The sequence below is a fragment of the Streptomyces sp. NPDC059224 genome, assembly GCF_042754285.1.
Lineage (GTDB): Bacteria > Actinomycetota > Actinomycetes > Streptomycetales > Streptomycetaceae > Streptomyces.
This window is the reverse complement of record NZ_JBHZAN010000017.1, coordinates 53,898-76,569: the sequence shown is the minus strand read 5'-3', so window position 1 is coordinate 76,569 and position 22,672 is coordinate 53,898. Positions and strand designations below refer to the sequence as shown.

Sequence of the window (22,672 nt, the reverse complement as noted above, 5' to 3'; positions counted from 1 at the left end):
CAACCAGGAACCTCACCCCCCCCCCCCCCCCCCGCCCCCACCCCCGCCCCCCCACGCCCCCCCCCCCCCCCCCCCCCCCCCCCCAACCCCCCCGGCCCCCCCCCCCCCCCCCCCCCCCCCACACCACTCCTCGCTGGCGGGCCCCCCGGGCTCCGGACAGCATGTGGACATGCGATCGGGCGGTCGCCGCCGTGTTCAGGCGGCGGCCGCCCGATGCTGGTCACGTACTCGTCCCGGCCCCACTGGGAGCCGACGTCGCCCACCGCGTCGTCCAACCATGCGGCGCCTGTCCGGTCCCACCGCCAAACCTCCGGCGTCCGGAACTCGCGCGGCCAACCGCGGACGATCAACAACCTGCCCTTGCGGGCTCCCTTCGCCGCGTTCGCCACTGGCAAGAACCTCGTGGGCGAGGCCGCCGTCCGCGCCGCCGTCAGCGAGGCCGTCGGCAAGGTCGTCAGCGACCGACCCACCCCTTGAGCCCACGGGATGGACTTGAGGACACGCACTGACCTAGATGCTTCCTACGGTCTTCCCATGACCACTTCGTCACAGAACCCAGCCCCGTTTCTTCCAGGCGAGCGCGGTGAACTGCTGCATTCGCTCGCGGAGCAGAGGGCGTTGCTGCTGACCACCGTGCGCGACATCACCGACGCCCAGGCAGCGGAGCGCACGACCGTGAGTGAGCTCACCCTGGGCGGGATCATCAAGCACCTCATCCGGGGTGAGCGGGTGTGGATGCAGATCATGGTCAAGGGGGACGGGGAACTGCCGGGAGGCATGCTCGACTTGGAGCAGTACCGCATGGCCGAAGGCGAGACGCTCGCCGGGCTGCTGGCGCAGTACACCGCTGCCGCTCACAGGACCGAGGAATCCGTGGCCGCCCTGCCGGACCTCGACCGGAGCGTGCCTCTTCCCAAGACTCCGTGGTCCCCACCAGAGACCGTCCACTGGTCTGCGCGCCGGATCCTGCTGCACTTGATCAGAGAGACAGCCCAGCACGCCGGACATGCGGACATCATCCGGGAAGCACTCGATGGAGCGAGCACCACCGCTCAACGGTGATCTCCCAAGGCTCGCGATCCTCCGGGAGCCTTGGCACAGCCGGCACCTTGCCGAGGAGCACGCCACCTTGCCGACGACCGCCCCGCCCGGATTCCCACCGGCGGGGGGCGTCGCGTGGGCGCAGGGGTCGGCTATTCGCCGGTGACGCCATCGATGGCCTCGCGCAGGAGGTCCGCGTGGCCGACGTGGCGGGCGTACTCCTCGATCACGTGTTCAAGGACGAACCTCACGTCGGTGTCACCGAATTCCGGGTTAGGGACGATCCGCCCGGGGGCGGCGGTCACCTCGGCGAACACCTGCCGGGACTCCTCGCACGCCTTCAGGTAGTCCGCGTAGACGTCGCCGGCAGGGGTGGCGTCCGACTCGTCGTACCACTCGCCGCCGTCAGCGGTGGGGTAGGTCCGGTAGGGGGAGAAGTCGGGCGTGGTGCCGGCCAACGTCCGCTGGAACCAGGCCCGTTCAACTCCCTGCAGGTGGCGCATGAGCCCCAGCAGCGTCAATGCCGACGGCCGTACGGGACGCAGCCGCAGTTGTTCATCGGTGAGGCCCTCGCACTTCCACAGGAAGGTCGCCCGGTGGTAGTCGAGATTCGAGGCGATCACCTCCAGCCACGGGCCCGACACTGCGCGTTCGGGCCGGACGATCTTCTGGACCACCATGTCGCTCACGCGGGCGTCTCCTCATCGGTTCTCTTGCCGGGCCGAGTCCGTGGGTGACCGCGATCCGAGGAGGGTCCGGTGCCTCTGCCCGCGCCTCGCGAACGCGTCCGCCTGAGAAGACCTCTCCGCGCGGCGGAACTCATCGCCGGCGGCTCGAAGCCGCCTCGAATCTCGAAAGTGGCCCGCGGCGGCTGTGCAGTGCGGGCGGTCTGAACGCAACCCGGCAAGCCCGTGCGGAACAGGACTAGCCGAGTTCTCGCAGCACCTGGGTGACGGCGGCCCGGTAGGTCCGCAGCGCCCGCAGTCCGGCAGCGTAGCGGTCGCGGTGCCGTGCGATGTCCACGGTCTGCTGCCGCGCTCGTGCGGCGTGCCAGATCTCGGCCGTGTGGTGGCGGCGTTTGCAGGTGACGTCCGCGACGGCGGTGGCCCGCTCCCGCTGCGTATGCCGGGTGTTGCCGTCACTGCCGCGCTGCCAGGCGGTGTACGCGGCGACGGGGTCGGGGTAGCGCGGGAGTCCCTGTTCTGCCATACAGCGGGACCACAGGTCCCACGCCGCGCGCAGGCGCGGGTCGCGCCCGACCGCCTTGTCGACCTCGGCCGCCCGTATCATGGCGTAGAGCCAGTCCCGTTTGACGTCGATGCCGCGCAGCAGCCGTCGGCTCGCCTCGGCGTTGCAGTCGGGGAAGTCCGCGTACTCGGTGCCGGTCATCCGGCGACCCTCCGGCCGGGGGGCTATGAGCGTGGCGGGGTCCCAGCCGTAGCCCCAGCGGCGGGCGGCGGCGAGGTCCAGAATCCCGTAGTCGGTGCTGACCGCGGTGGCCACGATGGGGTCGGTGGGGTAGCGGGGATCGAGCGGGAAGCCCTGGTGGCCGCGTCCTTCCATGCACTGCCGGACCAGCAGCGCCGTGGCCCGCTGTGATCGCTGGTTGTCCTGCGGCGTGTATGCGTAGCGGTCGGCCGGCAGCGGGCCGAGGTCCGACGCCGTGCCGATGATCCCCGGGTGCCCGGAACCTGAGACACAGATCGCCGCCAGCACCGCCACGGCCCCCAGCCGCCACCCCCGCCACCTCATGCGAAGGGATGCTAGCGGGCGGCTTACGGGCCGGCCGTGGGGCCCGCCATCCAACCGCGCACCCCGGGCTGCCGGTGGCGGACGGCTCGGCAGGGCGGCACCTGCCGAAGGGTCCTCCTGGCGGGCGTGCCACGGTTCTGAGGAACTCCGCATCGCCCTGCGGGACTTGTGCGCTGTCCAAGGCCTCGGTTCCGCAGATCGGTGCGCTACGCGGGGCCGGCCTGGCAGCCATGGGAGGCAGCTACCGGCGCAATACGTTGGCCTGTACACACGCGGGCCGCGACATGAGGACTTTCCGTGCTGAGAGGTGCAGGATTCCGGGTGAACCGGCCCGAGGGAGGCGGGGAGTGGGGAGTAGCGGGCGTGGGCACCGGTTCGGATGGCGATGTGCGCCGGCCGGACCGCGTCCCGGTCTTTCTGAGGTGCCACTGACGCACCGTGCCTACGGTCTCTGTACCGCGTCGGTGCTTGGTCATGAGGGCCGGGATGGATGCAACGAACTTCTGGGTGCGGCTGGGACTCCCGGACCTGTCCCCTGACATTCCCCCGTTACTGACACGGCCACACGCGGGGTGATCGAAAACGGTTTGCGCACAGGGGCCTCGGTTGGATAGACGTTGCGACCAGGCCCCTGCCACGAGTGTGAGGGCACGACAGTGAGAGGAGGGATAAGCCGATGATCCCCATGATCACCGCGCTTGCGTCCTCCCGGGGCGCGCACCGCGTCTGACCCCGGAGCGGACGGGCGCCTTCACCGGAGCGTGCCTGAACCGTGAAACAGAACGACCTGTCCATACGCCCCATCAACGGACCCGAAGAACTCGGCCTCTTCTCCGAAATGCCCTACCTCCTCAACGAGGAACTGGCAGACGACCTTGCCGTCGGCCGCCGACGCCCGGAATGGATGTGGGTCGCCCTGCGCGGTGACCGCCTACTGGCCAGAGCTGCCTGGTGGAGTCGAGCCGGCAGCGACACACCCCTCATCCTGGATGTCCTGGACATCGACGACAACGCCGCGGAATCCCATCGCAGGGACATCGGGGTGCGACTCCTGCGCACCGCGATGGCCGCCTTGCTTCCGAACGGATCGCGTCCCCCTGAGTACAGCCGTTTCGTCCCACCCGACTGGCGCGAGAACACGGTGACCAGACAAGCCGTCGAGGACCGCATGACGGTACTGGAGAGGACCGGTGCCCGGTTCTTCGTCGAACGACTGCGTCTGGAATGGCGCCCCGAATCACCAGTCCCCATGTCCACCGAGCGCCTTGGGTTCCGGCCGATCCGCGATGTCAGAGAGCTCGTGGCCTTGATGACCTTGGTTCTGGACGGCACGCTGGACGCACATGGCCGTGACGACCTGACCCGGATGTCCGCCCGGGAGGCGGCCGTCAAGCACTACGAGGACGAGCTGGCACGCTACACAAGCCCGCGAGACTGGTGGCGGATCGCAACGCTGCCCGGTGGAGAGCCAGTGGGGTTTGTCCTCCCGGCCCACAACGGCTACAACGCGATCATCGCCTACATCGCCGTCGTACCCACACACCGCGGCAATGGCTACATCGACGACCTCCTCGCCGAGGGCACCCGCATCCTTGCCGAGCAAGACGTCCCCCACATCCGCGCGTCCACAGACCTGGGCAACGTCCCCATGGCGAAGGCCTTCCAACGCGCTGGATACGTCAATTTCGGGCGTGAGATCAATATGACCTGGAATTGATTGACCACCGGGCGGGGACGCCACGGACGGCGCCCCCGCAATCACCCAGGCTGCCTCAGATCGATTGAGACGGGACACCTGTGCCCGTGTTCCCTTCCGGACTTCGGGCGCTCGCCGGCGAAGCCCTCGCCCGCATCGCCGGCGACGAGGCCGGCCCGGCCTCGAACTGGGGCGCCCCGGAGGACTGGAAGCAGTGGCAGGCCATACTCACGCGCCTTCGCGCAGTCCTTGTCCCGTCGCCACCTTCCATCGCTCTCTTCGACGTCCAGCCATAACGGAGCGTCACTCGGCACGGAAGCGCCGAGTTGTCCGGTCAGAGGTCGAACAGTGGGTTTTCCTGAGGCGCGGGCCCGGGTGCGAGGACAGCGCGAATGCGACTGATGTTCCGCCGCCACTTCGGACCATCGGGTGTCTCGTCCCAGAGCTCGGCGAGTTCGGACGCCTCGGCTATCACCCGGTCGAGCGCCTCGACCGCAGGCGGCCGGAGATCGTCAGCGACGAGCGGCGTGCCGGGACCGGATGCGGTCGGCGAACCGGTCGCTCTTCCAGGGCGCGGGTGGCGGTCCCCCGGGGGCTCTCGGCGTCGAGCTCGGCCGGTTCGGGGACGGACCAGGACAGGGAGTCAACAGGGAGTCACTGGCGGAGGCGGGCGACAGGCCGGTCTGCGGCCTTGCTTGGGTTGTGCCACAAGTGCCAGCATCAGCGACCTGGGGCGCTCCGGCGCAATGGACCTTCGGGGAGGAACTGTGCTCGGTTTCGGCAGACGACCTCGATTCCGCAGCCAGTCGGGGAGCAGATCGACGGGACGGCGGGTTTCCACGCCCACCAGGACGGTTGCCTGCCCCGCCCGGCCCCGCGGCGTGCGCAGTGACCCGAGGCGGACTACTCCGGGACCAGGACGGTGAGCCACTCCGCTTCGCGCGGCCGGTACCCGTAGTGGTTCCACAGTCCTGTGACGATCGCCGGGACGTGGCCGGCTCCGTAGACAACGCCCACCCGTATCGGCTCGCCGCCGCGTTCCGAGTGAATCTCACCGAGCGCGTCGAGCAGCCGCTGGTCGCGCCGGTCGGTCATCGCGTGCTCCACCGGGCTGTCGGCCATCATCTCCGCCCGCAGTGTCGACGGCAGGTCCTCGACCTCCTGGTCCTCGTCGAGGAAGGCACGCGGACCGCGCAGGGCGAACACCAGACCCATCACGGGGGCCGCGACCATGAGCAGCACGTACGTCCACCGCGGCAGCGTCTTCAGATCCGCGAGCGCCTCGGCCGCGGTCACGTCCGGGTTGATCACCGGGACGCCTTCGGGAAGCACCAGCTCATCGCGCTGCTCCTGCAGGCCGTTGCGCCGTCGGCGCGGAGCGAACCGGTAGGCGAGCGTGAGGGCGCTCACCGCGGCCGACCTTCCCCGGATTCCCTCGACGACGATGAGGTCACACTCCCTGAGCCGGAGGCGGACCTGGGAGTAGAACGTCGGCGACGCCACATGCAGCATCGGGAAGATCACGAATTCGAGCGACGTTCCCGTACGCCTCATGCTGATCACAGCAGAACGGACGGCGTAGCCGGTCACCTCGATGATCTGCATACTCGTCCCCCCGTGGTCTCTTCCTGCGTACCCCGCCCCTTTGCCCTTCCGTCTGCACCGTGACACGAACTCACCCCCGCCCATGGTTCCCTCCACAGTCCGCGAGGCTCTTCGGAGCCTGCGTCCGTGTGACCGCCGGCGCACCCGGCGCATGTGGGGACCGGGCTGCGGGCGAAGGCTTCCGGCGTAGACCACGGGGCCGGAATATCGGAGCTTCCGCACCCTCCGCAACCTGTTGAGGGCATGACACCGACCCGTACGCCTCATTCGTGAAGGCGCCGGTTCGCAGGCAACGGAGGTACTCTCCCCACGGGTCGAGCAGGTGGGTGAGACGTCGAGCATCCGGGCCCGCTGCCCCGTCGGCCTGAGCCCCGCGGCCCCGGGGCCCCGGAGCCCTCCTGGGCGGCCGTGTGCGAGCCCCTCAGGGGCACGGTGTCCGGTCCGGCTTCCACCAACCCGTCCCGCTCCAGGGCTTCCTGGCGGGTCCTCAGGGCTCATGGGCTCCACCCGCCGTCAGCGGGTCAGCCGGTGCGGCGCCGAGCACGGGTGTGGAGCTTGTCCCCGCCGGACCCGTCGTCACGCTCGTCCTCGATCGGCAGCCACTCGGGCGGGGAGGGAAGGGGTGCCCGGCGTACGCCGCAACGAGTTCGAGGGTCACCGGGTTCCGGCGCCCCGTGCAGGTGCCGGCAACCACGCCCTGTCGCGGCTAGCGGGCCCGTGGGCCTCCCGTCGGCGCGCACGGTCCATCCGGCAGGGCGGCGGGCGTGTCGTGGGCGAGGCCGACGCCGGCGCCGACGCCGGCGGCGTCGGCTGCGTTCAGAACGGCCGACAGGAGGCCCGGGAAGCGTGCGTCCAGGTCCTCGCGGCGAAGCTCGACGAAGCAGCGCGTGCCCTCCTGCCGGGTGCGGGTCACGCCGGCGTCGCGCAGCACACTCAGGTGGTGACTGAGGGTGGACTTCGCCACCGGTGCACGCAGTTCGCCCCAGCCGCGCTCACGGCCGTCGGCCAGGACGCGCACCAGGCCGACCCGGATCGGGTCGCTGAGCGCGCCCATCACCGACAGGACCTCGATCTCGTTCCGCTCCGGATGTCGCGCGTTCCTCATGGGCACCATGTTACGTTGATGTTCGTCGTTCTACGAACATCGAACAAAGGAGGAGGGCATGGCTGTCCCGCCACCCGCCGACCTCACCGGGCAGGTCGTCATCGTCACCGGGGCCGGCTCCGGCATCGGCCGCGCCACCGCACACGCCTTCGCCGACGCGGGAGCACACGTGCTGGGCGTCGGACGCCGCAAGGACGCCCTGGAGGAAACCGCCGCCGGCCGCCCCCGCATCACCCCCCACCCGGCCGACCTGCGCGCCGCCGGAACACCCCAGGAGATCACCGACGCCGCGGTCCGGCGGTGGGGACACCTGGACACACTGGTCAACAACGCCGGCGCCACCCAGGTGATGCCACTGGCCGAGACCACCGCCGCAGGCATCGCCGCCCTGTTCGACCTCAACGTCACCGCGCCCAGCCTGCTGGCCCGCGCCGCCCTGCCCCACCTGCGCCAACGTCGCGGCACGATCGTGAACATCTCCAGCACCTACGGTCACCGGCCGCTGCCCGGCGCCGCCCACTACGCGGCCTCCAAAGCAGCCCTGGAACAGCTCACCCGCACCTGGGCCCTGGAACTGGCCGCCGATGGCGTCCGCGTCAATGCCGTCGCCCCCGGCCCCACCGAAAGCCAGGCCCTCACCGCCGCCGGGCTGCCCGCCGCCACCGTGGAACAGATCAAACGCGAGGAGGCCGGCCGCATCCCGCTCGGCCGCCGCGGCGAACCCCACGAGATCGCCTCCTGGGTCCTGCGCCTGGCCGACCCCGCCACCACCTGGCTCACCGGGCAGGTCCTCACCATCGACGGCGGCCTCGAACTCGCCTAGCCGCACCACTCCCACAGCACGCCACTGCCCCGGACCACGCACCCGACGAGGGTCCTGCCGCCTGCCGCCTTGGCTCCGGCCTCCTCCCACGCCCTGCGGTTGTCGCGGTTCCCCGCCAGCGGCCGGCCGCCCACGGCGACCAGACGGGTTTCGGCATCGATGACGACCTGACGGCTGGTGGAGTACCGGCAGCTCTACGACCGCTCGGCGAGGGTGTGATTCCCGGTGGCGACCAGGGAGCCGTCCACGATCAGCACGGTGTCCTCGGCGAACCGCTTGCGGGGCCGAAGGGCGGTCATCGGCTCCTGGCGGCCGATGATCCGGTCCGCCGCCGACTGGACGACCCGGCCGATGGTGCGAGCTGCGGCATCGCGAGGTTCGTCCGCCGGTACGCCGTGACCAGCAGTGCCCCGTCCTCCGGCGGAAGACCCCGCGCCCGGCCCTGGCGGACCCCGTCCCCTCCCTCGTGTCGCCGCCCGTCCGTAAGGACCTGCTCCGACTCCAGCGCACGGAGTCGTCCTGGCCCCACTTCGGAGATCAGGAGCCTGAAGACGCCGGCGGAGTGCCCGGGCTGGAGATCTCGATCGTGCGGGGCTTGCGGCCGGTTCGTCGGCGCCGCCAGGATCGGCAGCATGATCAAGGGTGTGATGTTCGACTTCTCGGGGACCCTCTTCCGGATCGAACCGGCCGCGCAGTGGCTGCGCGCAGTGGCTACGAAGGCCGGCCTGGACATGTCCGAGGGCGAACTCGACGCGTGCGTCCGCCGGCTGGAAGAGTTCGGGGCTCAGCCCGGAGGGGTACCCCCGCGCACAGTGCCGCCCCATCTGGAGGCACTGTGGCGGGATCGCGATCTGACCGCCGAACGGCACCGGGCTGCCTTCACCGCCCTTGCCCGGGAAGCGAAGCTGCCCGCGAAGGGCCTGACCGAAGCCCTGTATGAACGTTCCCAGGCACCCGGAGCATGGCTGCCTTATCCCGACACCGCGGAAACCCTCCGCGCCCTGCGCGCGCGAGGCATCCCGGTCGCTGTCATCAGCAACATCGGCTGGGACATGCGCCCTGTCTTCCGCCATCACCGTGTCGATGACCTCGTGGACGCCTACTTCCTCTCCTTCGAGCGCGGAGTGAAGAAACCCGGTCCCCGGATCTTCCAGATGGCGTGCGACGAGCTCGGAGTGGCGCCCGGCGATGCACTCATGGTGGGAGACGAGCCTGTTGCGGACGGCGGCGCCGCCACGGTGGGGTGCCGAGTCCACCTGGTCGACCCCCTGCCCGCCGGCCAGCGTCCCCGCGCCCTGGCCGAGGTGCTCCACCTTCTCTGACATTCCCGGCCAAGGCGGCTTCCGGCGCGATGCCGAGAGGCCGCCGACCGGACGGCCGTCCAGCCCACGGAGTCGATACCGCGCTAACGTCCCCGCTTGTCAGTCCGCAACGAAGTCATCCCCGACCCGATCACCCCGCAGGACGCGACGCACACACCCTCCTGACCCATGTCCACAGACAACCCCGACCGCTTCCCACCGGAGACCGCGCCCCCGGACTGCGCCCTGATCCTGCGCAACACACCCGCCCGCTGACGAAGCCCGCCCGAGTGGAGCCGGATACGGGGTGCTCCGTCCGGCCTGACGGCCGCTCAAGGCGGCGGAGACACACGTGGATGGCGGCCGTCTCCCTAGGGACGGGCGCGCCGCGGGCGGGTTCGGGACACGTACGGCGCAGCGGCCGGTCCAGACAGGCCGGCACAGATCCTCTCCTACGGCATCCCAGTGTCCCAGGCCGGCCCTTCCGGCTGCCCGGCCCCGACAACGGGCGGCGGGCGGCGGGCGGCGGGCGGCGGGCGGCGGGCGGCGGGCGGGCAGCGACGATCGCCCGGACCGTCACGCGCACAGGTTCAGGCAGCGGACGGCCGGCGCTGACCTGCCACAGGCGCTCCGCGCTCCAGCCGGCCTCCGGCGTCACCGTCACCACACGGCCCTGATCCACAAGCGTCCTCCCGGTCAGCAGCAGGCGGCGTGACAGGGCAACGAAGGCCACACAACACCTTGTTAGATATTTAGCGAATATGCTAAATAGAAGTCATGGCAGCAATTCAGGACGAGACGGGGGCCTTCCGCGCCCTGGCTGATCCGACCAGGCGTCAGATCCTCGAGGACCTCAGAGGCGGTGAGCTCGCGGCCGGCGAGATCGCCGGCCGGTTCGCGATCAGCGCACCCTCCATCTCGCGCCACCTCGGCGTGCTCAAGACAGCCGGGCTGGTCACCGAACGACGCGAAGGCAACCGGATCCTCTACACGCTGGCCGAGGACCGGCTGGCCGCCAGTATCGGCCGCTTCCTCAGCGCCGTCTGCCCCGAACAGATCCTGCTCCGCCACACCACATGGCGCCGGGCCGCCCCCCGGAGGGAGGAGGCATGAGACAGCCGCGCCTGGCCAGCGTCATCGAACGACGGCTTCTGGTGAACTACCGGATCGATGCGGACGCCGCGATACGCCTGCTCCCCCGTCCGCTGCGCCCGCACCTCGTGCACGGCCACGGCGTCGGCGGGATCTGCCTGCTGCGCCTGGGGCACCTCCGGCCCGTTTGGGCACCCACGGCATCCGGGCTGCGGAGCGAGAACGCCGCCCACCGCATCGCCGTCGAATGGGACGGACCCGACGGCGTCCAGACCGGCGTCTACATCCCGCGCCGCGACACCGCCTCACGCCTCAACGCCTGGGCCGGGGGACGGCTCTTCCCCGGCGAGCACGGCCGCGCCGACTTCCACGTCCACGAGACAGCCGGCCGGATACACGTCGCACTGGCCACACGCGACGGCGACACCCGCGTATCCGTCACCGCCGAACCAGCCGACGAACTGCGCGACAGCCATCTGTTCGCCGACCTCGCCGAAGCCTCCCGGTTCTTCCAGGGCGGAGCGAAGGGCTTCTCACCCGCCGCCGGCGGCCACCGCCTCGACGGCATCGAACTGCGCACCGACAGCTGGCACATGGAAGCCTGCCGCCTCCACACCGCCCGGTCGTCCTACTTCGACGACCCCGACCGCTTCCCACCCGGAGCCGCCACCCTGGACAGCGCCCTGATCATGCGCAACGTTCCCGCCGACTGGCAGCCACTGCCCGCCACCGCTCCCGGACACAGCACTCCAACCGCCGGCTGACACACATGCCACAGCCCCCGCCGTCACCGCGCCCACCAACCCCACGACCGCCGGCCCACCGAGTCACCTTCGAACCGCGGCCGCCCCGCGGGGCCGCCTCCGGCACGGATCCGTGCACCGGCACCGCCTCCTCCGGCAGCCCACGGCCCTCGCGACCCTCGCGACCGGCCGACACCCACGGCACTCCCCAGCCCGCGACAGGTGCCACGGAGGAGGAACCCAGAAGGCGCCAGCCGGACGGCCCCCGGTGCCGGCCGGGCACGCCCTGCCGGATCCAGCGCCCCGCGGGGCCTGGCAACAGGGCCGGAGCGCGAGCCGTGAGAACCCCGGCTTCCTGACCCCGGTCGTCCTCCTCCGATTCGAGGGGTGGCACCAGCCCGGCGAGGAGCAGGAGGCGGGATGGCAGCGCGCCAATGCCGTTCCTCAACAGCGACGACGACTTCCGCTCGAGCTCGCCTTCCGAGACCGTCCCCGGACCGTGGAATGGCGCTCGACGACAACCAAAGCCTGCAGCTCGGCGGCTGGTCACAGCGGTGATCGATGTGGCGGCCGCAAGTCACGGCCCCGGACATCAGTAGTGACAGAGCAGGTCGACGACGACGGCTTCGGCATGGAGGCCGTCGAGATAACTGTTGGCCTGCTCCCAGTAGCCGTCGCGTTCCGCATCCGTCCACGCACCGTCGAGGGTGACCAGGGCAAAGCCGGGCACAGCGCACTGCACCGACGCCTGCCGGGCTTCCTCGTGCTCCTGCGCGAAGTACGCGACCGGGTCATTGAACAGGAACGACGTGTCGAAGTGCGGGTCGCCCGAGACGGCCCGCTGCGCCACGTCCTGCACCAGCGGCTGGACCAGGTGCTCTCTCTTGGCGTCCGCCAAGGAGTAGCCACCGGGATCGGACTCGTGGCGGGCGACGAAGTCGGACAGCGGACGGGCCGGCGGATACAGCGCGGTTAGTTCCTCCCAGGCGGCGAGCCTGGCATCATGCCTTACCGCCGCTCGCCGCCGCATGGCGCCGAAATCGAGCAGGCCCCGAGGCCCGCCGTAGCACTCCAGCGGCCCGAGGGCATCGAGCTTGGCCTTCCTGCGGGGGACAGTGGAGGTGGTGACGAGCCTGCGGTCACCGTCATGCTCGGGCCGGGTGAGACAAGGGCTCTCCGTATCGGAGTAGATGACCCACCAGTCCCACTGACCGACCGGGTTCCAGTCGTCGGTGAGGTTCGCGTCATACGGCGCCATGACGGCGGCTATCGCTTCCGCAAGCCTCCGTGGCTTGGTCTGCGGCAGGCACACGGTGACTGAGAACTTGCTCATACGCCGGATCGTAGAACCGAGGCGTTGTCCGAGACATAACGCCCTCAACCCGCTGAACGCCCGTTCGACCGCCAGGCCACAAGATCGGTACGACAACGGCTACTCACGGTGTGGGAACCGGCGCCGCTTCGGGTGGCAGCAAGAACCGACCCGACGCCGGTCCTGGCGCATACCCACATCAGCGGACACGCTGCTGCCCTCGCAACCTGCGGCACCGACGCCCTCGCGATCCTTGAAACGAACCGGCACCCCCAGAGCCGTCACGTGGAGGAAATGCCTCCGCAACCTTGACGAGATTGGTCTGGTCCAATAACGTCCCCGCACAGAACCCCACATGTTTCAAATATTTAACTCCCCACTACCGTCACTCAGTTGACGGGCAATCACCCCCTCCGGGAGGGCCCCTGTGGTTTCCCGACGTTCCTTCCTGACCGCGACCGGCGCCTTCACCGCAGCTGCCGCACTGAGCCCCCTCTCGCCGGTGTCGCCGCTGACCTCCTCGGCCGCCGCCGCGGGAGTCTCGCTCCCCATCAAGCTGGCGAACAACTCAGGTTCCAACACTGTCTACGCCTACATATCGGGCACCGACAGCAGCGGCTGGCCGGTCTTCGTCTCGGCGAACGGCGCCCTGAACCGGCTGCCCAACCCGTCGTCCGCGGTCACCCCCATCGCCGACTACTCCATCTCCCTGGGCGCCTCCGGCTCGGCCGCCACCACCGTCAACCTGACCGACTACGTCATCGGCGGACGCGTCTGGTTCTCCGTCGGCCAAAAACTCCAGTTCTTCGTCAACCCGGGCACCGTGCCCGGCGTGGTGCAGCCCGCGCTGGTCAGCTCCGACCCCAACTGGTCCACGAACTGGACGTTCTGCGAGTTCACGTTCAACAGCGCGAATCTCTACGCCAACATCTCCTACGTCGACATGGTCGCGCTGCCCATCTCGATGAGCAGCACCGGCAGCGGGGGCACCCAGACGGTCAGCCCGCTGCCCGCCGGCGCCCTCGCCTCCATCGCCTCCGGCCTCCAGAGCCAGCACGCCTCCGACGGCGCTCCCTGGGACAGACTGGTGGTCACCGACTCCTCGGGCGGTGTGCTGCGCGTCATGGCGCCCTCGCACTCGCCGGTGGACTTCGGTGCCTACTGGGACGACTACCTGAACCGGGTCTGGAGCCACTACGCCTCCACGCCGCTGACCATCAACGGCCAGGGCAGCATCGGTTCCTACACCGGCACCGTCTCCGGAAACACCATCGTCTTCTCCGGTCTCAACACCAACGGCGTGCCGTTCACCAAGCCGAGCGCCGTCGACATCTTCGGCTGCGCGTCCGGGCCCCTCTACAACTCCGGCGGGGACGCCCGCGGCGCGATCGCCGCCCGGCTCGCCGCCGCGCTCAACCGCAGCTCGCTCCTGGTGCCGGGTGGGAACAACCAGCCCGACGGCGTCACGCCGTCGCAGTACTACACGGACTCCGTCACCAACCACTACGCGCGGCTGGTCCACCGGTACGCCACCATCGGCTACGCCTTCCCCTACGACGACGTCGGCCCGACCGGCGCGGCCCCCGTCGACGGACACATCCAAGACGGTGCACCCACCTCGTGGAGCATCACCCTGGGAGCGGGCGGCTCCGGCGGAGACCCGGGCGGTGGCTCGACCACCGTGAGCGCCTACAGCACCATCCAGGCCGAGTCGTACTCCGCCCAGAGCGGCACCACCACGGAGAGTTGCTCCGACACCGGCGGCGGCAGCGACGTGGGGTACATCTCCAACGGCGACTGGCTGAAGTTCTCCTCCGTGGACTTCGGTTCCGCCTCCCCCGCGCAGTTCAAGGCCCGGCTGGCGTCAGGTGCGGCCGCCGGCGTCAGCGGCGCGGTCCAAGTGCGGCTCGACAGCACCACAGGCACGAAGATCGCGGAGATAGACTTCGCCAACAACGGCGGCTGGCAGGCCTGGCAGACCGTCCCCGCGAACATCGTCGCCTCCGCCGCCGGAATCCACGACGTCTACCTGGTCTTCTCCGGCAGCACATCCGACTTCACCAACATCAACTGGTTCACCTTCACCCGCTGACACGGCCTGAGGAAATGCGCCTGACGGGGCAGAAGCCCGTTTCGGGCCTACGCGCTGGCCCGCTCCAGGACGTGATCGGGCCCCGCCGTCGACGTCCCACCGGTGGATCGGTGCTGGCCCGTTGGGTCGAATGCCAGGAGACTCTTGTGCTGTGAACATGGGGATCTCTGGTTTCGAGCCGTCCTTCGTGACCGGGATCGACGCGATTCGGCGGGCCCACGGATCGCGCCTGGCGGCGCTCGCCGGTAGGCGGCTTACGGGGTTCACGCTGGTGCGGTTCGCCGAAGACGGGGAATGGTTCGCCGACTGCCCTGTGGTGCTGGACTTCGACGGGACCCAGGTGGAGCTCTGTCACTGGAAGCTCGACGAGCTCTCGATCAGCTGGGACACGATCGACACCGCGGCGACCATCACCGGGTGGGAGTCGTCGGAGCTCACGCCCCGGTGGTCTCACAGCGACGAACGCCTCGAACCCTTCGTCGGCCGCCGGCTGCGGGAGGTCACGCTCCTCGAATGGCGGCCGGCAGAGTGTGACCTGGCGGCAGGAACCGTGGCAGTGGAGTTCGTCTTCGCCAGCGGCTGTCTTCGGATCGTCAACGGCCTCGACGAGAACAGCATCCAGGCCGATGTGGCGCACCCGGATCACGTCCGACACGGGCTGGGCCGGTGAGTGCTACTGCTTGATCGGTTTCCGGCTGATCTCGATGACCGGCAGCAGCGTGGCCCGGCTGGGACATCGACCTGCCGAGAGGTGGGCGGGGCTGCGCGGGGACGGCAACTCCGGGAAGGCAGGTGTGCCATCGTTGTGTGGTCGATGGCACACGGGACACGGCTGGGTGGATCAGACCGTGACGCAGATCCCGTCTTCGATTGATCGGCCGTCGCGCTCCAGTCCAGCGCACACGAGCTTTGATTGCGCCTGCTCGTAGCCCACCTGCCAGCGGTGGCTGGCAGCGTTGACCCTCGGGGAGTGGTAGTTCCCCCAGTAGGCCCGAAGGGTGCCGGGGAGACCGTCCTTCGTCGTGACGGTGATGTCCTGGACGAACCGGTTGTGGTGGGCGGTCATCACACAGATGTAGTTGCCGCAGTGTGAGTCGACTCCGGCGTTCGCGGGTGTGGCGGCGAGCAGGGGCAGGGCGCAGGCCGCGAGGAGCGACGCGAGCCCCTTCAAATTGGTCATGCCCTCTCAAACGATCAAGGTACGGAAAGGTCATGACGCCGAGTCCGCTGATCCAACCTCGACGGCCCACGGCAAAGGCCCGACGACGACACAGGACAATGGCCATCCTGGCGCCGCCGGGCACAGGCTCTGGACCAGACGTCCTTGCTAGGGCTCCGAGCCACAGGCGGCCTCGGCAGCCGTGAGCCATCCGAGATACCAGCCTGCGAAGTCCAGCAGAGAGCCGCCGGCATCACGTGCCGGATGCAGATCGTTTCCATCGGAGCGCGGATCACGCCATATGCGGCCGCGCTCCGATCCCGTGACAACCAGCCAGGCCGTCAGCCCGCAACCCTCATCACACAGACACAGCGCGCCCGCGGTAAAACGCGGGTCGTACTGCACATCCGCCAGACGCTCTTCCCATTCCTCGCAGGCTGCTTCGAAATCGGCGAGGTCGTCGAAGTCCTCCATGAACGGCTGCCCGGCCAGGATCTCCACCGCTGCCTCCGGATCCGCCCCGCCCGGGAACAACTCGGCGGCCATGCCCGGCTCGACCTCCTCAGGAGCATCTCCGATCCAGCGCCAACCGCATGGGTCCACTCGCCGTACCGGAAAAACGCCGTACGCCGGACCAGCCCCGCCGGCTCCGACCTGCAGCAGGAACGAGCGATAGTCCCCGGGCAGCTCAACACCCAGCCAAGCCTCGAGATCGGCTACCTCGGCCGCCGTCAGAGGCGCGTCGAGCGCGAAGCCGTGCCCCGTCGACCCGAACACCCTGCCACTGCCCGGACCCTCGGCCAGAGCCAGAACCCGCTCGCGTACCCCTGTCCAGTCGGTCATGGCGCCCGACGATATCGGCCGTCCCGCACTGCCCGTGCTCAGGCCGGGCACGCCGCATCGGCAGTCTCCCGCCCGCGCCGTACGTGCGGGATCCTCCGGCGCCCGGTTGTCCGTGCTCTCCGGCAAGGTATGCGTGTGACGAACCGAGACGAGGAACGTGACGCCGCCATCTGGTCTGAACTGCCTTAAAGGGCGAGCGATTTACTCGTGAGGACCGAATGGCACACTCTGCGGCACGCGTATGGGAGTGCCGAGGACACCCCGCCGGTGCTCCAGCGTCCGAACATGCCGGCGCTTGGCCGGCTCATTAAAACTGCTGGTCACAGTTACTCCATCGATGACATGTGTGTACCAGGGATGGCATAGGATCGACATATGGTGCAAATCAGAGATGTTGCCAAGATCCGACAGCGGTGGATCGATGCGGGAAGTCCGGCATGCGAGCGCCATACCCTCGATCAGGAGTTCCACCTGGGAGCGCGGGACACCGACTGGGCCTGTCTGAACTGCGGCGAGGAGTTCAGCCGACAGGAAGCCCGCGTCATGCGCGCGGCCGACGGCAACTGAGGGCATGCGGGCCGCCCGGGAGTGACCGACAACGACCACCTTCGACGGCTGCTCGCCGTGCCCGCCCGATCAGCGATCTTCCCGCCTGCCTGTCGGCGCGGCCACGCGTCACATCACCGCCCGTCGATGGCCGGCCTCAGAGATTCGTCGAAGTTCCGTCTCTGCCATCGGTGTCCGCTTCCGTCTGGCGGGGCACCCGGCTCGTACTGTTCAGGCCCGCGGTGTCCATTCGTCCGCGAGAAGGCCAAGGATGGCTTCGTCGGCGTACGCGCCGTACACCCATGCGGAGCAGCGCAGTGTTCCCTCTCGCGTGAACCCGACCCTGGTCGCCGCCGCGAGCATCGGGGTGTTGTCCGTGAGGGTCTCGATCTGCAGGCGCTGCAGGCCGCGCACGGCGAATCCGTACTCGGACAGCGTGTGCAGGACATCGACGCTGAGCCCACGACCGCGGAATGCGGGGCGCAGGGCGATCCCGACGTGCGCCGTCCGGTTGTGTGTGTCGATACCCCAGAGCAAGGCCTCCCCAGCCAGCTCGTGGGATTCCAGTTCGACGACGGAGAAGCACGCTGCCTCGTCCGACGGCCCTGTCACGGTGAAGGGCGAGTGCCCCGAACCTGGTGGGATGGGCCGCCAGGGGCGAGAGTCCGCGCGCGACCGTACGGGCACATCGTCGTACAGCTCGGAGTGCAGGACTGGGACGTCGCTCTCGTGCCGGGCGCGGAGCCCGATGTTTCCGCCACGGATCATAGGACATAGCAATACGGCAAGCACCAGCCGAGCAACCGAGTTTCCGCGTCTGCTCCTCGCGGGCGGCCGTCAGAGGAGCGCTTTGGGGCCGTCGGCGGCGACCACCGCCACCTGGACTTCGACCTCGGTCTCGGACGGCCCCCTGGCTGAGGGTACCCACACCAGAAGCGCCCGCTGTTCGGACACTGGTCCGGCATCGTCAGTGCGAAAGTTTTCGACCCCTTCGGACCGGGCGGCCGGGCCACGGAGAACGCCACCCGCAACCTCAACGCGGCCGGCGTCCGTCACACCTGTGTCGATGGCGGGAGTGGGCTGGTCACCGATGCCGAACGAGAGGTCGGTTCCCCTCACGTGCTCGACCCGGCGCAGGCCCCCGCGCGGTGGTCAGGCATGGGCCTGGTCCAGAGCGCTCTGCAGGGACTGTACGTAGCCCTGGCTGGTGTAGCTCGCTCCGGAGACGACGTCGATGTGTGCGCTCTGGGCACCCAGTGCCTCCTGCGTGAGGCGGGGCAGGGCGTAGGAGGCGATCTCCCGGTCGCGGCCGTTCTGGTCCGGTGCCTGCAGGACTCTGACCGCGGTGATCCTGCCCTTTGCCAGGGTGACGGCGACCTGCACCGTCCCGTACTGGGTGTCCACGGGGTTCCCGGTGAACGTGCCGGTCCTGGTGGCCGATCCTGGCGCGGACGACGTGGACGGCGTCGCACCGGACGGAGGGGACGCCACGGAGAGGCCGGGGGCCTGGTGGGGTTTGAGCGCTAGCAGCGCGACGATCAGGGCGCTGGTTCCGCCGGTGGTGAGGACGGCTCGGCGCATGACGGATCTCCTCAGAACGCGAAGGACTCGTGGTGGATGCGCCGTGCCGGAACCCCGGCGTCGCGCAAGGCCGTGATCGCCGCTCGGGTCATACCCGGCGGGCCGCACAGAAAGACGTCGTGAGCGGCCAGGTCCGGGACCAGAGCACTCAGAGCGAGGGCGGTGAGGGGTGAGGAATAGCCTGCGGGTTCGTCGACGACGTATCGCACGGTGGCCTGCCGGTGGACGGCTATCGCGTCGAGTTCGGCACGCAGCGCGAGGTCCTCGGCCCGGCGCGCGCGGTAGACGAGCGTGATGTGGCCGGGGAGCGTCTCGAAGAGCGCGCGCAAAGGGGTGATGCCGACCCCGCCGGCCAGGAGCAACACCTTGGGTGCGGTGCGACGGCCCGCGGTGAAGCTGCCGTAGGGGCCCTCGGCCCATACTCGGGTTCCGGGACGCAGACGGGCGAGGGCCGCGCTGTGGCCGCCGGCGCTCTTCACGGTGATGCGCAGACGCCCCGGCCCGGCGGGGGCGGAGAGGGAGTAGGGGTTGGCCGTCCACCACAGACCAGGGGCCAGGAAGCGCCAGCGCAGGAACTGACCCGGCTCGCCGCCCAGCTCCTCCAGATGTTCACCGCTGAGGTGGACCGAGACCACGCCGGGCGCCTCGGGGTGGACCGCGGCAACTCGCAGGCGGTGGCGCAGCCCGCGCCGCAGGGGAACGGCGAACCGGTACCAGGCCACCAGTGCGGCGACACCGAGGAACAGGGCGTACCAGGCCGTCTGGACAAGGCGGTTGCCGACGAAGTCGGCGCCGTTGGAGAGCTGGTGACCGAAGGCGAGGAAGACCGCCAGATAGGTGGCGAAGTGCAGGTAGTGCCAGGTCTCGTAGCTCATCCTGCGCCGGGCGGCACGAGCGGAGAAGACCGCGGTAAGCAGGAACAACAGGAACCCGGCCGTGCCTTTCAACAGGTCGGGGTAGTGCAGGACGAGCGTGGAGGTCTGGCTCACCACGCTCGTGTGCGAGGTCAGCGCGTACCCCCAGATGATCAGCAGGGTGTGGGCGAGCGCCAGGGACACGGTGCAGCGTCCGCCGAAGGCGTGCCAGCGGGCCAGCCGGTCACTGCCGATCGTGTGGTCGAGCAGGGGCACCCGGGCCATCAGCGCAAGAAGGACCGCACAGGCGTAGCCGGCCAGCAGTCCGGTGATGCGTCCCGCTCCGATCAGCCAGCCCGCCGGACCGACCACGGAGGTGGTGTTGCTCCACCACAGGGCGAGGACTCCGCCGGCGCCGGCCCAGATCGCCGACGGAGCCAGCAGGGGCACGACGCTGCGACGCGGGCGCCGGTGACCCATGCCCGGACCGGCATGGGGGGCCGTCGCGGTGATGGGCGTGGTCATGAAGCTCCTCCGGATCGCTGTCCCCCGGTGACGAGCGGCCAGCCTCACAGCCGAACCTCTGGGTTCCTTCTGAAACGGCGGGCGCAGCCCGTCCGAGAGCGGATTCAGAGGAAACTCAGAGTCAGGGCTCGTTCTGACGCGACCTGCCCTGGGGGATGCTGGAGGGACCATGGACGAGCTATCCACCTCATCGCCTGCTCACAGCCCTGCCGAAGGGCCCGTGAGGATTCTCGTCGTGGACGACGAGCCCGACGTCACCGACGTCCTGTCCGCTGTCATGACCGGCGAGGGATGGCAGGTCCGTACCGCCTTCGACGGAGCGAGCGCGCTCGCCGTCGCTCGGGACTTCCGGCCCGACGCGGTGGTCCTGGACTGGATGCTCCCCGACCTGGACGGCCTTCAGGTGCTGCGCGCCCTGCGACGTGAGGCGCCTCGCGTGTGTGTGCTCTTCCTGACCGCGCGCGACGCGGTCGAGGACCGCATCGCCGGGATCACTGCGGGCGGCGACGACTACGTCACCAAGCCGTACAGCCTGGAAGAGGTCCTGGCCCGGCTGCGCGGCCTGCTCCGGCGGGCCGGGCTGACGGCTCAGCCGGGCGCGCCCAGCCTCGTCGTCGGAAACCTGATCATGGACGAGGAGGCCAGGGAGGTCAGACGGGACGGGGTCGGTATCGATCTGTCGCGTACCGAGTTCGAACTGCTGCGCTTTCTCATGCGCAACCCACGCCGGGTCCTGTCCAAGGAACAGATCCTCGACCGGGTGTGGGCGTACGACTTCGGCGGCCGCGCCCATGTCGTCGAGCTCTACATCAGCTACCTGCGCAAGAAGATCGATGCCGGACGCACTCCCATGATCCACACCGTCCGCGGTGTCGGCTACGTCCTGAAACCGGACCCCTCGTGAGCCGCCGCGTACTGCGCACGCTGCGCGGGCAGCTCACAGCGGGGCTCGTGACCCTTCTCGCAGTCGCCTGCCTCGCTGTCGGCATCACCACCGCCCTCGCGTTGCGCGGTTTCCTCGTGGGGCGCCTCGACCAGCAGCTTTCCGCCTCCGGCGGCCGGTTCGCGGCCAGCCTGGAGCACGAGGCCTCCCCCGACTTCGACAACCGCCCCGACACCCGCGGCCAGGCCGACTCCACTTTCGGGGCCCGCTTGCTGAACGGCGTGGTCACCCAGGCCTCGACCATCGACGACGACACCGACCGCACCGTCCCGCTCACTTCCCAGGACCGCCGCACACTCGTGGCGGTCCGCCCGGACGGCACCGGGCACAGCATCCACCTCTCCGCCCTGGGCAAATACCGTGTCACGGCCGTCGAGGGCGACGACCGGGACATTCTCATCACCGGCCTGCCTCTGCATCCCGTCGAGGAAACCGTGCACCGCCTCGAAGCGGTCGAAGCGGTGCTGTTCGCAGTCGCCCTCGTCGCCACGGGCTTCGCGGGCGCCCTCTGGGTGCGAATCTCACTGCGCCCCCTCCAGCGCGTCACCGCGCGTGCGGCGGAAGTGGCCGACCTGCCACTCGCCAGCGGCGAGATCGCCATGCCGGCGCCCCTGCCCGACACCGACCCTCGTACCGAGATCGGCCAGGTCGCCAGCGCCCTCAACCACATGCTCGGCCACATCGAGGACGCCCTGACCCGACGCCAGGCCGGCGAAGAACGGCTGCGCCACTTCGCGGCCGACGCCAGCCACGAACTGCGCACCCCCGTGGCCAACATCCGCGGCCACGCCGAACTCGCCCTGCGACACCCGGGCTCCGTCCCCGCCCCCGTCCATCACGCACTGGAACGCATCGACAACGAGTCCCAGCGCATGACCCGCATCGTCGACGACCTGCTCCTCCTTGCTCGACTCGACGCCGGACGCCCCCTGGAACACGCTCCCGTCGACCTCACGCTGCTGATCCTGAACGCCACGGACGACGCCAGGGCCGCCGGCCCCGACCACCACTGGGTCCTCGACCTCCCCGAAGAGCCCGTCACCGTCACCGGCGACTCCTACCGCCTCCAGCAGGCCATCGGCAACCTTCTGTCCAACGCCCGCACCCACACCCCGCCCGGAACCGACGTCACCGTCACGCTCACGGCCGACCGATCCCACGTGTGCGTGGACGTGACCGACAACGGACCCGGCATCCCCGAGAAGACCCAGCCCGAGGTCTTCGGCCGATTCGTCCGTGCCGACAACGCCCGCTCTCGCAGCACGGGCAGCACAGGCCTCGGACTCGCCATCGTCCAGGCCGTGATCGCGGCGCACGGCGGCACCGCGACGGTCACCAGCAGCCCCGGACACACCAGCTTCCGCCTGACGCTCCCCGCCTGAGCATCGACAGGCTCCAGGACGTTCTCCTGCGCGCCGCCGCGACCGCCTGGCAGCGCGGACAGCGTGTCGCCCCAGCACCGACCGGGACGAGACCCGACCGCCCGTTCACCCACGCGCGTCGGCACCCGTGACGTCGGATCCTCTCCGCGCCGAGGACCGGACGCACCGTCCTCGAAGGCGTCCCCGGCCGGTGCGTCGGAGGCCGCCGCGGAGCCGCGGGCCGGGACACCTGCCGTGTCCCCGCCGTGTTGCGACGACGGCCCGCAGGCTGTGCACG

General features: G+C 69.8%; 22 protein-coding genes and 1 pseudogene. 11 read left to right on the top strand and 12 right to left on the bottom strand.

Features of this window, described 5'->3' with window-relative positions:
* Nucleotides 1-534: 534 nt before the first annotated feature.
* Complete coding sequence (locus tag ACFXI4_RS20060) at nt 535-1,062, top strand: DinB family protein (protein ID WP_384992553.1); 528 nt, start codon at nt 535-537, stop codon at nt 1,060-1,062.
* Between the two features lie 131 nt (nt 1,063-1,193).
* Here the strand turns inward: ACFXI4_RS20060 and ACFXI4_RS20055 are convergent, their stop codons facing one another.
* On the bottom strand, nt 1,194-1,730 hold the full coding sequence (locus ACFXI4_RS20055; RefSeq protein WP_384992551.1) for a DinB family protein: 537 nt from the start codon (nt 1,728-1,730) through the stop codon (nt 1,194-1,196).
* Nucleotides 1,731-1,965: 235 nt separating this feature from the next.
* Nucleotides 1,966-2,793 carry a hypothetical protein gene (locus tag ACFXI4_RS20050; RefSeq protein ID WP_384992548.1) on the bottom strand — a complete coding sequence of 276 codons (828 nt, stop codon included), beginning with the start codon at nt 2,791-2,793 and terminating at the stop codon, nt 1,966-1,968.
* Between the two features lie 772 nt (nt 2,794-3,565).
* Between ACFXI4_RS20050 and ACFXI4_RS20045 the strand changes: the two genes are divergently transcribed.
* Nucleotides 3,566-4,510 carry a GNAT family N-acetyltransferase gene (locus tag ACFXI4_RS20045; RefSeq protein WP_384992545.1) on the top strand — a complete coding sequence of 315 codons (945 nt, stop codon included), beginning with the start codon at nt 3,566-3,568 and terminating at the stop codon, nt 4,508-4,510.
* Nucleotides 4,511-4,823: 313 nt separating this feature from the next.
* On the opposite strand, the gene ACFXI4_RS20040 is transcribed toward ACFXI4_RS20045, so the two are convergent.
* The 3 genes from ACFXI4_RS20040 to ACFXI4_RS20030 all read right to left on the bottom strand — a co-directional run bounded on the left by ACFXI4_RS20040 (nt 4,824) and on the right by ACFXI4_RS20030 (nt 7,199).
* The gene (locus ACFXI4_RS20040) at nt 4,824-5,123 is read right to left on the bottom strand and encodes a DUF4259 domain-containing protein (protein ID WP_384992859.1); all 300 of its coding nucleotides are present in this window, start codon (nt 5,121-5,123) and stop codon (nt 4,824-4,826) included.
* A 269-nt stretch (nt 5,124-5,392) separates the two neighbouring features.
* Nucleotides 5,393-6,094 carry a hypothetical protein gene (locus tag ACFXI4_RS20035; protein WP_384992542.1) on the bottom strand — a complete coding sequence of 234 codons (702 nt, stop codon included), beginning with the start codon at nt 6,092-6,094 and terminating at the stop codon, nt 5,393-5,395.
* 706 nt (nt 6,095-6,800) lie between these two features.
* A complete protein-coding gene (locus ACFXI4_RS20030; protein ID WP_384992540.1) occupies nt 6,801-7,199 on the bottom strand; it encodes an ArsR/SmtB family transcription factor in 399 nt (132 codons plus the stop codon).
* A 58-nt stretch (nt 7,200-7,257) separates the two neighbouring features.
* Between ACFXI4_RS20030 and ACFXI4_RS20025 the strand changes: the two genes are divergently transcribed.
* Nucleotides 7,258-8,022: an SDR family NAD(P)-dependent oxidoreductase gene (locus ACFXI4_RS20025; RefSeq protein ID WP_384992537.1), complete on the top strand. Its 765-nt coding sequence runs from the start codon at nt 7,258-7,260 to the stop codon at nt 8,020-8,022.
* Nucleotides 8,023-8,069: 47 nt separating this feature from the next.
* Here the strand turns inward: ACFXI4_RS20025 and ACFXI4_RS20020 are convergent.
* A pseudogene (locus ACFXI4_RS20020) lies at nt 8,070-8,494 on the bottom strand (IS5/IS1182 family transposase); the annotation flags it as partial.
* 175 nt (nt 8,495-8,669) lie between these two features.
* Between ACFXI4_RS20020 and ACFXI4_RS20015 the strand changes: the two are divergent.
* From ACFXI4_RS20015 to ACFXI4_RS20005, 3 genes are all read left to right on the top strand, one after another.
* Complete coding sequence (locus ACFXI4_RS20015) at nt 8,670-9,344, top strand: HAD family hydrolase (RefSeq protein ID WP_384992857.1); 675 nt, start codon at nt 8,670-8,672, stop codon at nt 9,342-9,344.
* Nucleotides 9,345-10,100: 756 nt separating this feature from the next.
* Entirely contained in the window at nt 10,101-10,436 is a 336-nt protein-coding gene (locus ACFXI4_RS20010) for a metalloregulator ArsR/SmtB family transcription factor (protein WP_384992533.1), read from the top strand.
* The gene (locus ACFXI4_RS20005) at nt 10,433-11,179 is read left to right on the top strand and encodes a DUF2071 domain-containing protein (RefSeq protein ID WP_384992530.1); all 747 of its coding nucleotides are present in this window, start codon (nt 10,433-10,435) and stop codon (nt 11,177-11,179) included. The genes ACFXI4_RS20010 and ACFXI4_RS20005 overlap by 4 nt, the downstream gene beginning before the upstream one ends.
* 571 nt (nt 11,180-11,750) lie before the next feature.
* Here the strand turns inward: ACFXI4_RS20005 and ACFXI4_RS20000 are convergent.
* The gene (locus tag ACFXI4_RS20000; protein ID WP_384992527.1) at nt 11,751-12,491 is read right to left on the bottom strand and encodes a hypothetical protein; all 741 of its coding nucleotides are present in this window, start codon (nt 12,489-12,491) and stop codon (nt 11,751-11,753) included.
* 406 nt (nt 12,492-12,897) lie between these two features.
* On the opposite strand from ACFXI4_RS20000, the gene ACFXI4_RS19995 reads away from it, so the two are divergent.
* Together ACFXI4_RS19995 and ACFXI4_RS19990 are read left to right on the top strand one after the other, a co-directional pair.
* On the top strand, nt 12,898-14,562 hold the full coding sequence (locus tag ACFXI4_RS19995; protein ID WP_384992524.1) for a beta-1,3-glucanase family protein: 1,665 nt from the start codon (nt 12,898-12,900) through the stop codon (nt 14,560-14,562).
* A gap of 187 nt (nt 14,563-14,749) precedes the next feature.
* On the top strand, nt 14,750-15,232 hold the full coding sequence (locus ACFXI4_RS19990; RefSeq protein ID WP_384992521.1) for a hypothetical protein: 483 nt from the start codon (nt 14,750-14,752) through the stop codon (nt 15,230-15,232).
* Nucleotides 15,233-15,403: 171 nt separating this feature from the next.
* On the opposite strand, the gene ACFXI4_RS19985 is transcribed toward ACFXI4_RS19990, so the two are convergent.
* A complete protein-coding gene (locus tag ACFXI4_RS19985) occupies nt 15,404-15,742 on the bottom strand; it encodes a hypothetical protein (RefSeq protein WP_384992518.1) in 339 nt (112 codons plus the stop codon).
* A 147-nt stretch (nt 15,743-15,889) separates the two neighbouring features.
* Entirely contained in the window at nt 15,890-16,564 is a 675-nt protein-coding gene (locus tag ACFXI4_RS19980; RefSeq protein ID WP_384992515.1) for an SMI1/KNR4 family protein, read from the bottom strand.
* A gap of 375 nt (nt 16,565-16,939) precedes the next feature.
* Between ACFXI4_RS19980 and ACFXI4_RS19975 the strand changes: the two genes are divergently transcribed.
* Complete coding sequence (locus tag ACFXI4_RS19975) at nt 16,940-17,131, top strand: hypothetical protein (protein ID WP_362718657.1); 192 nt, start codon at nt 16,940-16,942, stop codon at nt 17,129-17,131.
* Between the two features lie 210 nt (nt 17,132-17,341).
* Here the strand turns inward: ACFXI4_RS19975 and ACFXI4_RS19970 are convergent, their stop codons facing one another.
* From ACFXI4_RS19970 to ACFXI4_RS19960, 3 genes are all read right to left on the bottom strand, one after another.
* Nucleotides 17,342-17,878 (bottom strand): GNAT family N-acetyltransferase, encoded by a 537-nt coding sequence (locus ACFXI4_RS19970; RefSeq protein ID WP_384992512.1) that lies wholly within the window; start codon nt 17,876-17,878, stop codon nt 17,342-17,344.
* Between the two features lie 384 nt (nt 17,879-18,262).
* On the bottom strand, nt 18,263-18,691 hold the full coding sequence (locus ACFXI4_RS19965) for an FMN-binding protein (RefSeq protein WP_384992510.1): 429 nt from the start codon (nt 18,689-18,691) through the stop codon (nt 18,263-18,265).
* Nucleotides 18,692-18,702: 11 nt separating this feature from the next.
* Nucleotides 18,703-20,070: a ferric reductase-like transmembrane domain-containing protein gene (locus ACFXI4_RS19960; RefSeq protein WP_384992508.1), complete on the bottom strand. Its 1,368-nt coding sequence runs from the start codon at nt 20,068-20,070 to the stop codon at nt 18,703-18,705.
* Nucleotides 20,071-20,239: 169 nt separating this feature from the next.
* Here ACFXI4_RS19960 and ACFXI4_RS19955 point away from each other — a divergent pair, with 169 nt between their 5' ends.
* The gene (locus ACFXI4_RS19955; protein ID WP_362718667.1) at nt 20,240-20,974 is read left to right on the top strand and encodes a response regulator transcription factor; all 735 of its coding nucleotides are present in this window, start codon (nt 20,240-20,242) and stop codon (nt 20,972-20,974) included.
* Nucleotides 20,971-22,395, top strand: coding sequence for an ATP-binding protein (locus ACFXI4_RS19950; protein WP_362718670.1), 1,425 nt, complete (start codon nt 20,971-20,973; stop codon nt 22,393-22,395). The genes ACFXI4_RS19955 and ACFXI4_RS19950 overlap by 4 nt, the downstream gene beginning before the upstream one ends.
* Nucleotides 22,396-22,672 lie beyond the last annotated feature (277 nt).